The organism is Streptomyces sp. NPDC036813, from assembly GCF_055609245.1.
This window is the reverse complement of record NZ_JBVJPV010000027.1, coordinates 43,263-55,953: the sequence shown is the minus strand read 5'-3', so window position 1 is coordinate 55,953 and position 12,691 is coordinate 43,263. Positions and strand designations below refer to the sequence as shown.

Annotated in this window: 10 protein-coding genes and 3 pseudogenes; 5 read left to right on the top strand and 8 right to left on the bottom strand. The window is 68.1% G+C overall.

The annotated features are described in order from the left end of the window. Positions 1 to 217: 217 nt before the first annotated feature. Positions 218 to 421: a hypothetical protein gene (locus tag ACZ67Q_RS37240; RefSeq protein WP_471191366.1), complete on the top strand. Its 204-nt coding sequence runs from the start codon at positions 218 to 220 to the stop codon at positions 419 to 421. 234 nt (positions 422 to 655) lie between these two features. On the opposite strand, the pseudogene ACZ67Q_RS37235 reads toward ACZ67Q_RS37240, so the two are convergent. Together ACZ67Q_RS37235 and ACZ67Q_RS37230 are read right to left on the bottom strand one after the other, a co-directional pair. After that, positions 656 to 1,362 (bottom strand): annotated as a pseudogene (locus ACZ67Q_RS37235) (IS5 family transposase); the annotation flags it as partial. 708 nt (positions 1,363 to 2,070) lie between these two features. After that, positions 2,071 to 3,114 carry an LGFP repeat-containing protein gene (locus ACZ67Q_RS37230; RefSeq protein WP_471191363.1) on the bottom strand — a complete coding sequence of 348 codons (1,044 nt, stop codon included), beginning with the start codon at positions 3,112 to 3,114 and terminating at the stop codon, positions 2,071 to 2,073. 696 nt (positions 3,115 to 3,810) lie between these two features. On the opposite strand from ACZ67Q_RS37230, the gene ACZ67Q_RS37225 reads away from it, so the two are divergent. Beyond that, positions 3,811 to 3,945, top strand: a complete 135-nt coding sequence (locus ACZ67Q_RS37225; RefSeq protein WP_471191360.1) for a hypothetical protein — start codon at positions 3,811 to 3,813, stop codon at positions 3,943 to 3,945. 327 nt (positions 3,946 to 4,272) lie between these two features. On the opposite strand, the gene ACZ67Q_RS37220 is transcribed toward ACZ67Q_RS37225, so the two are convergent. Further along, a complete protein-coding gene (locus ACZ67Q_RS37220; RefSeq protein WP_471191357.1) occupies positions 4,273 to 4,515 on the bottom strand; it encodes a hypothetical protein in 243 nt (80 codons plus the stop codon). 447 nt (positions 4,516 to 4,962) lie between these two features. Between ACZ67Q_RS37220 and ACZ67Q_RS37215 the strand changes: the two genes are divergently transcribed. Then, positions 4,963 to 5,193, top strand: coding sequence for a hypothetical protein (locus ACZ67Q_RS37215; RefSeq protein ID WP_471191354.1), 231 nt, complete (start codon positions 4,963 to 4,965; stop codon positions 5,191 to 5,193). Positions 5,194 to 5,556: 363 nt separating this feature from the next. Next, on the top strand, positions 5,557 to 7,521 hold the full coding sequence (locus tag ACZ67Q_RS37210; RefSeq protein WP_471191351.1) for a WD40 repeat domain-containing serine/threonine protein kinase: 1,965 nt from the start codon (positions 5,557 to 5,559) through the stop codon (positions 7,519 to 7,521). 67 nt (positions 7,522 to 7,588) lie between these two features. Here ACZ67Q_RS37210 and ACZ67Q_RS37205 read toward each other — a convergent pair. The 5 genes and pseudogenes from ACZ67Q_RS37205 to ACZ67Q_RS37185 form a co-directional block, all read right to left on the bottom strand. Continuing rightward, positions 7,589 to 8,009, bottom strand: a pseudogene (locus ACZ67Q_RS37205) (transposase); the annotation flags it as partial. 132 nt (positions 8,010 to 8,141) lie between these two features. Then, complete coding sequence (locus ACZ67Q_RS37200; protein ID WP_471191348.1) at positions 8,142 to 9,380, bottom strand: PP2C family protein-serine/threonine phosphatase; 1,239 nt, start codon at positions 9,378 to 9,380, stop codon at positions 8,142 to 8,144. Positions 9,381 to 9,571: 191 nt separating this feature from the next. Then, complete coding sequence (locus tag ACZ67Q_RS37195) at positions 9,572 to 9,859, bottom strand: hypothetical protein (RefSeq protein ID WP_471191345.1); 288 nt, start codon at positions 9,857 to 9,859, stop codon at positions 9,572 to 9,574. A gap of 5 nt (positions 9,860 to 9,864) precedes the next feature. Beyond that, a complete protein-coding gene (locus ACZ67Q_RS37190) occupies positions 9,865 to 10,443 on the bottom strand; it encodes a DUF5994 family protein (protein WP_471191342.1) in 579 nt (192 codons plus the stop codon). A gap of 144 nt (positions 10,444 to 10,587) precedes the next feature. Next, entirely contained in the window at positions 10,588 to 11,085 is a 498-nt protein-coding gene (locus ACZ67Q_RS37185; RefSeq protein WP_471191339.1) for a hypothetical protein, read from the bottom strand. Between the two features lie 186 nt (positions 11,086 to 11,271). Between ACZ67Q_RS37185 and ACZ67Q_RS37180 the strand changes: the two are divergent. After that, a pseudogene (locus ACZ67Q_RS37180) lies at positions 11,272 to 12,166 on the top strand (hypothetical protein). The last annotated feature ends 525 nt before the right edge of the window (positions 12,167 to 12,691 follow it).

Below are 12,691 nucleotides of genomic sequence, written 5' to 3'. Positions count from 1 at the left end.
CGGCCAGCACTTCGACCGCTGGCAGGACCGTCCCTGCGTGCTGTGCGACCAGCCCACGCCGATGCGCTCCCACGACGGGGAGCCGGTCCACAAGGCGTGCGAAAAACTGGATCGCTGCGAACCCGGTTGAGGCCCGCCTCGGCCGGTTCGCCTCCGACATCCCGTCCAAACGCCGACACGACGACGACCACGCCTGACCCTCCCGACGGAGGCTCCCTTGGGCAGCACCCAACGCGACGTCGACCACGCCCTCGCCTACCCCGAGCCGACGGCCTCCCCCCTGTGGCACCGCCACGGCGCGAAGGCCCGCCCGCTCACCCCCGAACAGCAGGGCCGCAACCGCGAGCTGCTGGACATCGCCCAGCGCACCACCCGACCCCGCTCCCCTCGCCCCACCGAGACCCTGGCGGAGGCCAGCTGATGGACGCCAAGCACTGCGCCGTCGACGGCTGGGTCGACGCGATACCCGCCCCCGGCCCGCGCACCGGGGCCACCACCTTCGACCTGATCGTCCGACCCGGCGACATCGACGCGCTGGACGACGCCCCCGACACGGTCGTCACCTGCACCAGCCGCGTCCCCCGGATCACCCCCAAGCTGCTGAACGGCATACAGTCCGGCGACCTGCTGCGCGTCACCGGCACCCTGGTCCAGCCGCCGGCACCCGCCGACCCGCCCGACTCACCGTCGGCGCCCTCGAGGTCCTGGACACCGGAGTCATCCCGGTCTTCTGGTCTGCTCTTTCCGGGATCACCGCCCGGATGCCCCGGCGCCGCAGGATCTGACGGATCGCGTGCGATGAATGCGCTTTGTCGGCGATAACCACGTCGAGCCTGCGGCGCGGCCGCCCAACACCGGTCCGGGGCAGTCGCACCGCGTTCAAGGCCGCATCGAAGACGGTGGAGTCGTTGACATCGCCCCGCGTGACGAGGACGGCCAGGGGCAGACCCCGGCCGTCACAGGCGAGGTGGACCTTGGTCGTCAAACCGCCGCGGGACCGGCCGAGCCCCTGACGATCTGCCGCGAGTGTCGAATCTTCTAGCTCGCCCTCCACCGCCCCTTATTGCGGGCGCCGACGGCGTGCTGGTGGGCACGGTTGATCGTGGAGTCGACCGACACGGTCCACTCCACTGCCCTGACGGAGTCGTCGCGGACCTGAGCCTCCTCGACCGGGCGGGCCCAGGTCCCGTCTGCCTCCCAGCGGGCGAATCGCTCATAGACCGTCTGCCACGGCCCGAAACGTTCGGGCAGGTCACGCCAAGGAGCACCCGTCCGCAACCGCCACAACACCCCTTTGATCACCTGCCGGTGATCCCGCCACGGACGACCCCGTACGTCAACTCCGGGCAGCAGCAGCGCTATCCACTCCCACGTCGCATAAGCCGTTGATCATGTGACTGTCCGTTCGGTTGCACGTTGGTCTAGCCGTGGGAAAGCGCCAGCCGAGGCCGTGGATCCTCTCGGATGCGCTGTGATCGTTGATCGAGCCGCTGTTGCCCGCGTCAGGCCCGAAGCTCGTCTCTGGTCGGCCGCGGCGGGTGCCCGGACCGGCAATTCCCGTGCAGCCTCCTGTCCGTGCTGCACCGGAATCCAGTAGGAGTATCTCGCCCAGGATCTGGGCTTCGGGGCATGACCTGCTGGCGGCGCCTGGGCGCCTGGCACGCGGAACTCGGTCGCCGCACTCGCGAAGCGGGCACACCAGCACCGGTTGCGGGCACCGTCCTGCTGCGGCGGTGCCTGCGGCTGTGAGGCATTGCTCGGGCCAACGCGTCTGCTCCGCCTCGCCGATCAGGCCTTCCGCCGGGGACCTGGGTCCAGGACGTGAGCCATCCAGCGCCGTCGCCGGGTCGTTCGTCTCGGGGCGCAGCGTTCAGGGGGCCGCGCAGATCGCGGTCGTTGAAGGGCTGTTCCAGGTCGGCGCGGCGCTCGGCCTGCGGGCGTCCGCAGCAGCTCCTCGCCGCCCAACTGGAGGCTGTCGAACACGATCAGGTGGGCGGGCGACTCCTCCGCGAGCCGGGACGCGCTACGTGGCCCCCGGCTCGGACATGGACGACGTGGGTCAGGTGGGGGTTACTCTCCCCAGTTGCATCCGGTCTGGAGTGCCTTGCCCGCGTCGTAGGGGACCATGTCGTAGTGCCAGGCTTCCAGGTCCCAGGTCGTACCGCCCCAGTGGCCGCCGCTGCCGTTGGGGTAGGAGTACGAGGCGTGGCAGTACAGCTGCTCGTAGGTCGAGTGCATCTCGCCCTGCGTGGCGTGCGGGAACATGAGCGCGTTGGACCAGACTTGCTTCCAGTTGTCCGCCGAGTCGCTGGAAGCGGTGTCCGAGCGCGAGGTGCTCGCGAACGCGGCGGCGGTCGGGGTGACATGCGTGGAGCGTTTGTTCTGGTCCGCCAGGTTCATGTAGACCTCGGTCTTCTTCACCCACTTCGTGTTGGTGATGCCGCCGTAGCCGATGCACGCAGTGTGGCAGCTCTCGAAGGCGTTGGACTGGCCGCCGCTGTACAGGATGTAGCGGCCGGACTGGAAGTTCTGCCGTACACCCGTGTTGTTGTCTTCGTTGCCTCCGACGTAGTCCTCTTTGTATTCGTCGGACGTCGGGTAGCCGTAGAACCCGCTCTCGTACCCGTTCTGTCCCCACCACCAGCCGATGAGGCCGTGGACAGCGTGGGCACCGCTGTACTGACTCCAGTAGACGGTGCCGCCCTGGAACTGCTGGCGCACGCCGTAGCCGTCGGGATTCGTGATCTCGTCGGTGAGGGGGTAGCCCAGATAGCCGCGCTCCCAGCCCAGGTCGGCCCAGTGCTGGCGGATCTCGCCCCACACGGCGTGTGCGCCGGTGTCGGGGGTCCAGTAGATCGAGCCGTTGTCGAAGACCTGGAAGCGGCCGACGCCGTCGGGGGTGCCGAGTTCATCGGTAGTGGGGCAGCCCAGTGACCGCTGGACGCCGGGGGTCTGGGTGTACTCGGTCCAGATGGCGCCGTCCACGGAATGGGAGCCGCAGAACACTTCGGCGGACGCAGGAGTGGCGCCGATTGAGAAGCCAGCGGCGACGAGGGCGAGGGCGACGACCGGGGCCGCCAGGAATAATCCGAGCCGGCTGAGGAAGGGATGCATGGCCGCTTCCTGCCCCGGCCCCGGATACACCAACCCGCCGTCAGCCGGATGGTCGATGCCCAGGACCTGCTTCGAGCCAAATGTAACCAGCCGACGAACAGACCCAGTTACGCGACCGTCACCCGCCACCCACAACCGGTACATCGGCGGTCGGTCATCGGCTGGTTGAACCTGACGTTGGAATTGGCGCCTCACGGCCCCAGGAACCCGACTTCAGTCCGTGCGTCGACGAGCACGTGGCATCCGACCCCCTGTCCGACCCGGCGCGGCGTTCCGAGCCGCGTACGGCGCGCAGTCCCGGCCCGGCGCCACCACCGCGTCCCGGCCGGCCGCGACCACAGGGCCGCGGAGCCCCGGTAGCCCAGGCCGAGGGTGGCGGTGGGTCTCAGCGCCGTATCGCCTACCCCTGGCGAAAGGGGTCGACGTGCCGGCGCTCGGCACCCGGTGCCCACCCCCACGACGGCGTGTTCGCACCCGTCAGAGCCGAGTACGTCGACCTGGTCGCCCACACTTCACTCCCGCCGGCGATCCGATACCGTCCCGCAGGCGGTACAGCATTCGACCTCGGCACGGGCACCGGTCTCCTCTCCGCAGTCCTGGCCCGCCGCGGTGTTTGATACTCCGCCCCGGCCCCGCACGTTCGCGGACATCTCCAACGCCGGAGTGACCGTCGCGCAGGGATATCAGGAGTTGCTCGTGGACGACTTCTCGGACGTCGCCGACTCCACCGCCGCGACCGTCACCGAGTTCCGCCGCGACGGTGCCGGGCGGTGGGAGATGCGCGAGATGGTCCGCGGCTTCGACAGCGGACCCGGTGGTCTTCCCCCATGAGATGGGCATCCTGCAGCACTGACATGCCGATCCAGAACACCATGGTGCCACTCGTGACCGAAGTAAAGGACACGGGACTCTTCCTGAGTAGGGACGCCTATGGAGCCCTGCTGCGCCGCTAGCGCTGACGTTCACCGCCCCATGCCGACTCCGCACAACCGCCGAACGCCGATGCAGGGAACGTACGCCCGTCAGCAGCGCGACCGAACACAGCGCTCCCTGCTGCGCGAGCACACCACCCGTGGTACCGGGTCGGACCCACCCGCCAGGTGGCACCGCCGGGGCCGCCCAGAACGAAGCCCACAGTTGCTGCTGCGGGGTCGAGCGTCAGCCTCGCCGGTATCGAACAATTGCCATGCCCGCACTGACTGCGAGGATCACAGGAAGGGGATAGAGCCAGGCCTCCTTCGGCGATGATCCGCTCAAACACCCGATCACGCCGAACAGTACATACACGGCCAGGGCTACGCCCGCAATCATCAACAGGCCGCGAGGGCGACTGGAGACGCTCTCGCCACTATCTCGGTTCATCATCACCGTACCTTTCTGCCCGCGCGTCTCGAAAGCCACGACTCGAAGCGGCGGATGTGTTGGCGCCCGCCACAAAGCAGCCGGCCGTGGAGACGAACCCGGACGCAGGCCCGGCCGCTTCACACACGGCACCCCACGACGAATCCGCCCGCAAGGCTCGCCGAGACCCGGGCCGCCCCACCACGTCAGCGGAGAAGAGATCCTCGTCGATGTTGTACAACTCCTTCGCATCTTCGAGCTTCTCTACGCTTCGGTCCGACGTGTCGTCGGGATCGAGGACGAGGTGCCCGAGCAGGCTGCCGCTGGTCCCGGACGCCTCGATGTCACCCTGGAGCCGCGCCAGCCACCGGCCGCGTCTAGCTTCCTGTGATGACACGTTCACCCGACAGCACTGGACTCCACCGACGAGGAGACCGGGTGTGAACGACAACCACTCCCCCACCGACCCGATCCTCGCCCACGTCGAGCCGGGCCCTGGCGGCCTGTATGGCGACCAGCCCCATGAAAGCGGCGCTCTCCGACCTGCGATCGGCGGTCGCGAAAGCAACTGCCGCACTGCGCGACGCCGACGGCACAAGGGCCGAGCAGCTGTCCCGCTACTGGCAGGACCTCAACCGCGCCCAGCTCCAGCTGCCCACTGACGACGCGAACGCCCTGCGGAGCGCATACGCCCCGGTTCGGACCGTGCACCGTCACCTGGTCGGCGGCGCCGCGTGAGCCCGACCGCCGAGGGAAAGTTGCTGACTTGAGGTCCTCGACGTCCTGGAAGAGGCCGGCGGGGACGTCGAAGCTGAGAGGCATCTGCATGGCAGACTGCCTTCCTCTCAGCGTAGGTGGCGACGGCGCGCGTCTCGTGATGGCCCCTTCCTCGGCCTTCCTCTGCGGGCCGATGTGGGCCATGGAGTCTTCCTCGTACCAGGGGGACAAGGCGATCCGCGCGACAGGCATAGTCGGTGGAGATCAGCAAGGCGGTGTGTCATCGAGTCACGGCACAGCCCCTGGTTGCAGATCACTGGACCACCCATCGTCGTACTGCTGGAATGAGCCGGCTGGAGCGGTCCACACGAATGGGGCAGGGACATGATGCGGCAGGGCGCGGAACTGGCCGGTCGCTATCGACTGGACGAACTGCTGGGGCATGGCGGGATGGGAGAGGTCTGGGGCGGAGTGGACCTGCGGTTGCGGCGCAGGGTGGCGGTGAAGATCATTCCCGGGGCTGTCGCGGTCAGCGACGGGCAGATCACCCGGTTCCGCCGCGAGGCCGAGATCGGCGCAGCGCTGTCCCATCCAGGGATCACCACGGTCTTCGACATCGATGTGCATGACACCGGCGATCAGAGGTTGTGGTTCATGGTGATGGAAATGCTCACCGGCCGCGATCTGCGCGAGATCGTGGCCGAACACCCGCAAGGACTGCCAACCACTCAAGTCGTCGATCTGGCGCGCCAGGCGCTGGACGCTCTCGCGGCGGCGCACGCACGGGGAGTGATCCATCGCGATCTCAAACCCGCCAACTTGTTCCTCCTGATGGACGGCAGATTGAAAATCTGTGACTTCGGGATCGCCCGGCTCGTCGGCGCGACGAGGATCACCACGGCGGGCGCGATCCTGGGAACCCCGCTGTACATGGCACCCGAGCAGTTCCAGGGCAGCGCTGTCGACGAGCGCACCGACCTGTACGCACTGGGGTGCGTCCTGTATGAATTGTGTGCCGGAAGGCCTTGGTTGGATACTTCGGGCGGCCCTTGGTCGATGATGTATCAGCACCTCAACCAAAAGCCCGACCCTGGTCGACTGCGACGTCCCGACGTACCTGGCCCCCTGCGGGACCTCATCCTCGATCTGCTCGCCAAGCACCCCGAGAGACGGCCCATTGACGTCGCAACGGCTCGTGCCCGGATGGAAGAGCCCCGCCTGCCGCCGCTGATCCAGGCCGGTGACGGGCAGTCGGCAGCAGAGGGGACGGCGACGTTCCTCGCCCCTCCGTCTACGCACGTCACGCCACCGCCCAGCCTCGTCGTGGCCGAGCCCAGCGAAGTGCAGACCAGCTCCTCACCCCCGTCTCCTGGACCATCCTCCGAAATCCGCCCGTTCGGCACCCAAATCGGCCCCGCCCTCACCGGCCATACCGACAGCATCCTCTCCGTCGCTTTCGGTCATCTCGACCACCAGCCCATCGCCATCACGGCTGGCTACGACGGAACGGCACGGGTCTGGAATCTCACCACCTGCCAGCAGCTCGGCAGCCCGCTCCCGGCCCCTTGGCCAGGGGCGAGCGTTGCGATCGAACAGCTCAACGGCCGCCCTGCCGCCGTCATCGCCAGCAAGAAGAATGTGGACGTGTACGACCTGACCACTCGGCAGCGACTGGGTGAGCCCCTCACCGGCCACACAGACAACATCTGGGCGGTGGCCCTGTGCCGAATCAAGGGCCGGCCGATGGCTGTCACCGCGAGCGAGGACAGGACCGTACGCGTGTGGGATCTCACCGCCTTCCGCCAGGTCGGCAATCCACTCACCGGTAACCGCACAGGCGTCATTGCTCTCGCGATCGGTGTTCTCAACGGCCAGCCGATTGCCGTCACCACCAGCACCGACGCCGCTGTGCGTGTCTGGAACCTCACCGAGTACCAGCAGCTGGGCCAACCCTTCTGGGCCCGCACCGGCTGGGGAAAGCAATGCTGTGTTGCTGTCGGTGAAATCAACCGGCGGCCCGTAGCCGTCACCGCCGCGGACCGAGCTGTATGTGTATGGGACCTCGCCGACCATGAGCAGATCGGTTCCCTCCTGACCGGCCATTCGGGAAGCGTGGGCGCGTTGGCCCTCGGTAAGCTCGATGGAGTGCCCGTCGCCGTCACCGGCAGCGCGGACAAGACCGTGCGCGTCTGGGACCTCGCCCATCGTCGCCAGCTCGGTGACCCACTGACCGGCCACACTCAACCGGTGAGTGCGGTGGCTCTCGGCGAGATCGACGGGCAGCCCATCGTCATCAGCTGCAGCCTTGACAAGACCGTACGTCTCTGGAGCCTCTACCGTCCGTACTGATCGTTTCAGAATGAACTTTGTTGTAGGGTTTGGCTTTTTTTTGAGTGTTTGGTTCTTAGACGGTGTCCTATGTGGTGAGGCGGAACAGTCGCCTGTAACAGCTCAGTGCTGCAGCCAGGCCAAGAAAGGCCAGTAGTTGCGCGTTCGTAGCGGGGGTTGAGTCGGCGATAGCCGGACAGCCGGGAGATCGTCCGCTCGATCACGCACCTTCGGCGGCCCCCAACCGTTCGCTGGACTCGATGCCTTACGGGCGTTGCGCATGCCGATGCGCTTGCCGCGTAACCATTTCCGCAGATGGGCGATGTCATACGCCTTGTCCGCGTGCAGGCGTTGGGGCTTGAAGTGGCGGCTGCGGTAGGGGTCGTGTCTCGTTTGGTGACCCTCGACCATGGGCCATAGTGCTTCGCTGTCGCGGGTGTTGGCGGCCGAGACGCCGACGAGGAGGGGCAGTCCGTTCGCATCGGCAGGACGTGCATCTTGGAACCCTGAGGCCGCACCTCCGACGGCTCGTGACCCGTGCCTGCGACCTCACCCATCTGTGGGAGGAGGACAGGTGTCTCATCCGGTCGGTGACCGTTTCCGAACAGGATCGGCTGCGTCCCGTCGGTGGCGGTGGCGGGTCAATCCATGGTGGTGAGGTGGTCGGCGGCGCCGCCGCGCCACTCGATCAGGAAGAGCGTCGCGTCGTCGCTGGTGCTCCCGCCGCGTTGCTGTTTCAGGGTGTGGGACAGGGAGCGCACCATCGCCCGTACTCCTTCTTCGGCCTGTTGAGCGCGGTTGACGCACGCGATGAGTTGTGCCTCGCCGAACTGCTCGCCGCCGGCATCGTGTTCCTCGACCACCCCGTCGGTGAAGCACAGCACGCGGTCGTCGGGCTGCAGTGTGACCTCGCTGATCTTGGGCTGTTCACCGCCGAATCCGACCGGCAGGGTGGTGGGGCCGTGGAGTTGCCGGATGACCTCGTGGTTGCGGATGAGCAGCGGCGCGGGATGGCCTGCGTTGACCCATCGCAGCTGACCGGTGGTGATGTTGAGGTGCATCATCTGCGCGGTAACGAAGTGGTCGGGACCGAACTGCTCGGCGATGGCCCGGTCCATGAACGCATACTTGTCGGACAGGCTGATGTTGGCACGTCGGGCGTGGCGGTAGGCGCCAATGGCGACGGTCGCCATGGTGGCGGCGTCCAGGCCGTGGCCCATCGCGTCGACCATGGCGAGGTGGAGGATGTCGCCGTTGAGCGCGTAGTCGAAGCTGTCCCCGGCGACGTTGTAGGCCGGCTCGAGAATGCCGGCCACCGCGACCTGCGGGACGGACATCGCCAGCGGCGGCATCAGGGACCACTGGATCTCGGCGGCCACGCTCATCGGTTCGAGGCGGCGGGTGAGGAAGAACTGGTCGGTGTAGCTGTTCTTGGTGACCAGCATGTCAGCGACGAGGCCGGCGAGTCTGCGCAGCAGGCGCCGGTCGTCGTCGTCGATGGAGTCGAGGGTCAGCGCCATCACCCCGACCTGGTCGCTGCCGTCCAGCATCGGCAGGAACATCCGGATGCCGTCGGCCTGCGGCACTTCGACCGGGGTTGCCCTGAGGAAGGCGGTGCCGGCGTGGGAGTCACCGATCGGCTCGGGCTCGCCGACGAGCAGCCGCGTGCCGGGCAGGGGCACCAGATACAGCTGTCCGTAGTCCTGCAGGAGGAGCGAGACGTCCCGGCCACCGACTTTGCCGGCCGCCTCCGCGATCAGTGGGCCGAACAGCTGCGGAGGCATCTCGTGCGCCCGGTCGAGCAGCGCACCCAGCAGTCGTTCACCGAAGCCTTCCGACCGGTCCACCGCGTTGGTGTCGGGCCGTTCACCGTCCGCCATAACCCGTGTCGTCCTTGTCTGCCGCCAGGAGTGTCACCGGCACGGTGTTCGGTTCCGGTAGCCACGCGGGTCTGCTCGACGGTTCGCTCACCGCGATCTGTACGTAGGGACTCCCGACACGGCCGTGATCACCCCGGACAGCCTCACCCGGCCAACCGACCCAACGAGCCCATTAGGCCGACAGCGGCATGTCATCCGTCAGCCGGCCGGCGTTCCTCTCCATGTGGGTGTTCGAGTCCGCTGGGGGCACCAAGCCAGCAGAGAAGGTCTGTGTCATCGCGTGCCCGTCTTGTCGGCCGGCGCGGTGCGCGTGGTGCCGGCCTCTGCTGCTTGCGGCGGCGCCTGCCGACGCCGGGCAGGGCGTCACTGTAACGGTGGGCGGCGATGCGTTCGCGGTGCTGGGCGTTGAGCAGATGGATCAGGCACACACCCACGGCGACGGCGATGAGGAAGGCCGCGATGAGGACGATGGTCTCCATGCCTGTCACCCCTGACTGTGCTCGGGCGCGGGCTCGGGCACGACCGGCGGCCTGATGTACCCGTAGGGCGACATACACGCCCCGCCCTCGGTGTCCCACGCGTCTTCCGAGTCCCGGGTGTCCCGTATGCCACGCCCGATGGCGGCCTCGTGGGCCAAAAGGACACCCGCCTTGAGAACGCTCCCGGGGATCGCTGCGGCGGCCATCAGCCGGGCCGCCGCAGCGGGCTCGGTCTGCGGCGGGATCACCAAGAGGTCCCAGCGGCCGACGGTGAAGGAGAGCAGGATCAGCTTCTCGGCGTCCTGTTCGGTGAACCAACCGACATGCACGCTGTGGCCGCCCACAGGAACCTGGCGGGGGATGACGGGCCAGCGGCTGGGGTTCACGGTGATGCGGGTGATGCGGCCCCACAGGGCGTCGAGGGCGGCCGCGAGCGGTGGAAGCTCCGCGGTCAGGTCGCGGCTGTAGGGCCACCAGGCCCCGTCCAGCTGGCCTGCGAGTGTGGTCTTCGGCGTGAGCGACAGCCGCGCCGAAGGTCCTGGGGGGAGGTCGCGCGGCGTGGTGCGGTCGAGGATCGTGGTCATGGCGCAGACCCTGCCCCCGGGCTGCCCGTCGGCAGCCCGGTGTTTGTTGATCGCCGGGAACGGCACCTGCGTGGCAGCTGGTGTTCGAAATGCTCCCGGTCCTTCAACCCTACTCCCCCAAGAGGGCCCCGAACCGCTTTGCCATCAGGCACTTTGGGCGTGGATGCACAGTGGCAGCGGCGGTGCGCCCGTCCTGGGAGTACGGTCTCGATGCCTTCCGGCCACCGAAGGCACGGGTTCCCTGCGCCGGCCGGCCAACCGAGCACCGGCCCGTCCTGCCAGCGCCAGACCGACCGCGGTGAGCGTCGACCGCAGCCGCTCGGTCCACCGGCCGAGGCGTCGGGTCAGCTCCGCGATTTGCTTGACGAACGTCCGCCGCGCGCACGGCGGGTTGCCGCACACGAAGCGTCGCACCCGGCTCAACCGTACCCGCCTGCCCCCGACCGGCTCGTCAACGGGAAACCGCAGATAGGAGCTGTGGACTCGGGTCGACCAGCCCTCGCAATCCGAACAACTTTGCCTGGCCGCCGATGACTTGACGCTCAGGTTCACCGACTCGACATCCAGGCCGATTGACACCACCGCGACACCCGCGACCGACGGAAACAGCAGCCCTTCCAACCAGGGCACCGGATCGTCCACGGTCCCGCACTGTCGGCCACCACGAATCGACCACCGGCGAATTTTAGGCAACTCCCCCGACGCCGACCGCACTGCCACATCGTTACTTCACCGTGCCGGGTGCAGTGCCTCATGCTGTCCTGGAAACCGGTTGGCTGGTCGCTGCCGAGCTGGAATGATGCCTCCGTTTCCCCAGACGGAGGACGTTTGTTCGTTTTCGTTTGTGCGGGGTGCGGCGCTGAGCTGACCATTCCGCTGTCGCAGGTCGCCCTGCCGGTCCACGCTCATCAGAAGTACGGCAACGAGATTCAGCTCCCGGTGCTCATGGAGTCGGGCACCTTCGCCGTGGACTCGGAGCCCTGGGGGCCGCCGTGGCGGACGTGGGAGGAGGTCCATCCGGACGAGGCAGCCGCCCGCGGCGTCTACGCGCCGGTCTAGGCCCTGTCCGACGGCGCCGACGCGGCACCGCTTTCCTGGGCGGAGCTGATGGCGGAAGGAAAGGGCACGCCTCCGTTCGAGCCGATCGCCACGTGGGGGTCGCGGATGAGGGCGGGCCACCGGTCGAACCACCTGTGGTCGTGGAGTCCGCAGTGGGAGGCGGCGGTCGGCCGGGCGCTCGCCCACCTGCTCGTGGCCTCGGAGGGCTAGCCGGTGACTGTCCCGGACGGCTTCGTCGGGGAGGTGTTCCAACATGCGCTCGACGCCCTGCTGCCTGCGGGTCCGCCGGGGCGGCGCGCGGTCCTGGCCGGACCGGGACGGCCGGCTCCCGACGGGGACGCCGACATCCTCCTCGTGCCGTCCCATCCGCAGACGGGGGAGGTCTGGGCTCCAGCCGGCACAGCGGCGTACCTGGTGCCGTTGCCGTTCGTGGCTGTGGCTGGTCCTCCCCGAGCCGGACCTGCCCGTCCCCGGGTCGGGCGGCCTACCCGACGGCGTCCTCCGCGACGACTTCGACCCACCCGCGCCGCTCCCCCATCACCTGTTCCGGGCCGACCCGGGAACGTTCCGGCGCACCCTGGTTCGGCTCCCGGCCGTCCGTAGCCCGTGGCTGCGCGAGATCGTCGACGGCCTCACACAGCACAGTCGCGCTGGCTTCTTCTAGACCCGGTCACTGTCGGCCCGGGCCTTCCGAGTCGAGCCGTGGCCGAGGGCGCGGTCTGGGGAGGGGCTGGCGAACAGGTAGGGAGTCTCTTCGTCACTCAGCGTGGCCCTCCACGGAAGGTGAGCCAGAATCGAATCTGGTGAACAGCGCCAGACACTGCATTCACGGCGTGGGCCACCGCCCAGGCGCCACCACGCCGGGCCCGCCGTTTCAGCGCGCCGAGCCTGCCTTGGAGCTCCTCGCCGGCCTGCAGGAACGCAAGGCGCGGGCTTTCACTACTTGGGCCGACGACAGCGGCATCATGAGCCTGCGGTGGTGCGGCCGGCCCGCCGAGAGCTTTGAAGTATCAGTCCCGTCGGTCCCTCGGTGTCCCGGCCCGGCGGGCCCTGAATTGCGGCGGGCTCGACCCCGGATCTCGTTCCGTCTGGCTGGTGGTCCTGCTGAGAAGCTGCAGGTCATCCGGCGCTGGCGCAGTAAGCAAGGGACTGACGGGACTCAACGTGGGAGTCGTTTCGTTCAGCACTG

Bases quoted from the DNA above. Each gene is read 5' to 3' on its own strand.
- ACZ67Q_RS37195 (WP_471191345.1), bottom strand. From the start codon at position 9,859: ATGGAGACCATCGTCCTCATCGCGGCCTTCCTCATCGCCGTCGCCGTG.
- ACZ67Q_RS37230 (WP_471191363.1), bottom strand. From the start codon at position 3,114: ATGCATCCCTTCCTCAGCCGGCTCGGATTATTCCTGGCGGCCCCGGTC.
- ACZ67Q_RS37200 (WP_471191348.1), bottom strand. From the start codon at position 9,380: ATGGCGGACGGTGAACGGCCCGACACCAACGCGGTGGACCGGTCGGAA.
- ACZ67Q_RS37215 (WP_471191354.1), top strand. From the start codon at position 4,963: ATGGCGACCAGCCCCATGAAAGCGGCGCTCTCCGACCTGCGATCGGCG.
- ACZ67Q_RS37190 (WP_471191342.1), bottom strand. From the start codon at position 10,443: ATGACCACGATCCTCGACCGCACCACGCCGCGCGACCTCCCCCCAGGA.
- ACZ67Q_RS37210 (WP_471191351.1), top strand. From the start codon at position 5,557: ATGATGCGGCAGGGCGCGGAACTGGCCGGTCGCTATCGACTGGACGAA.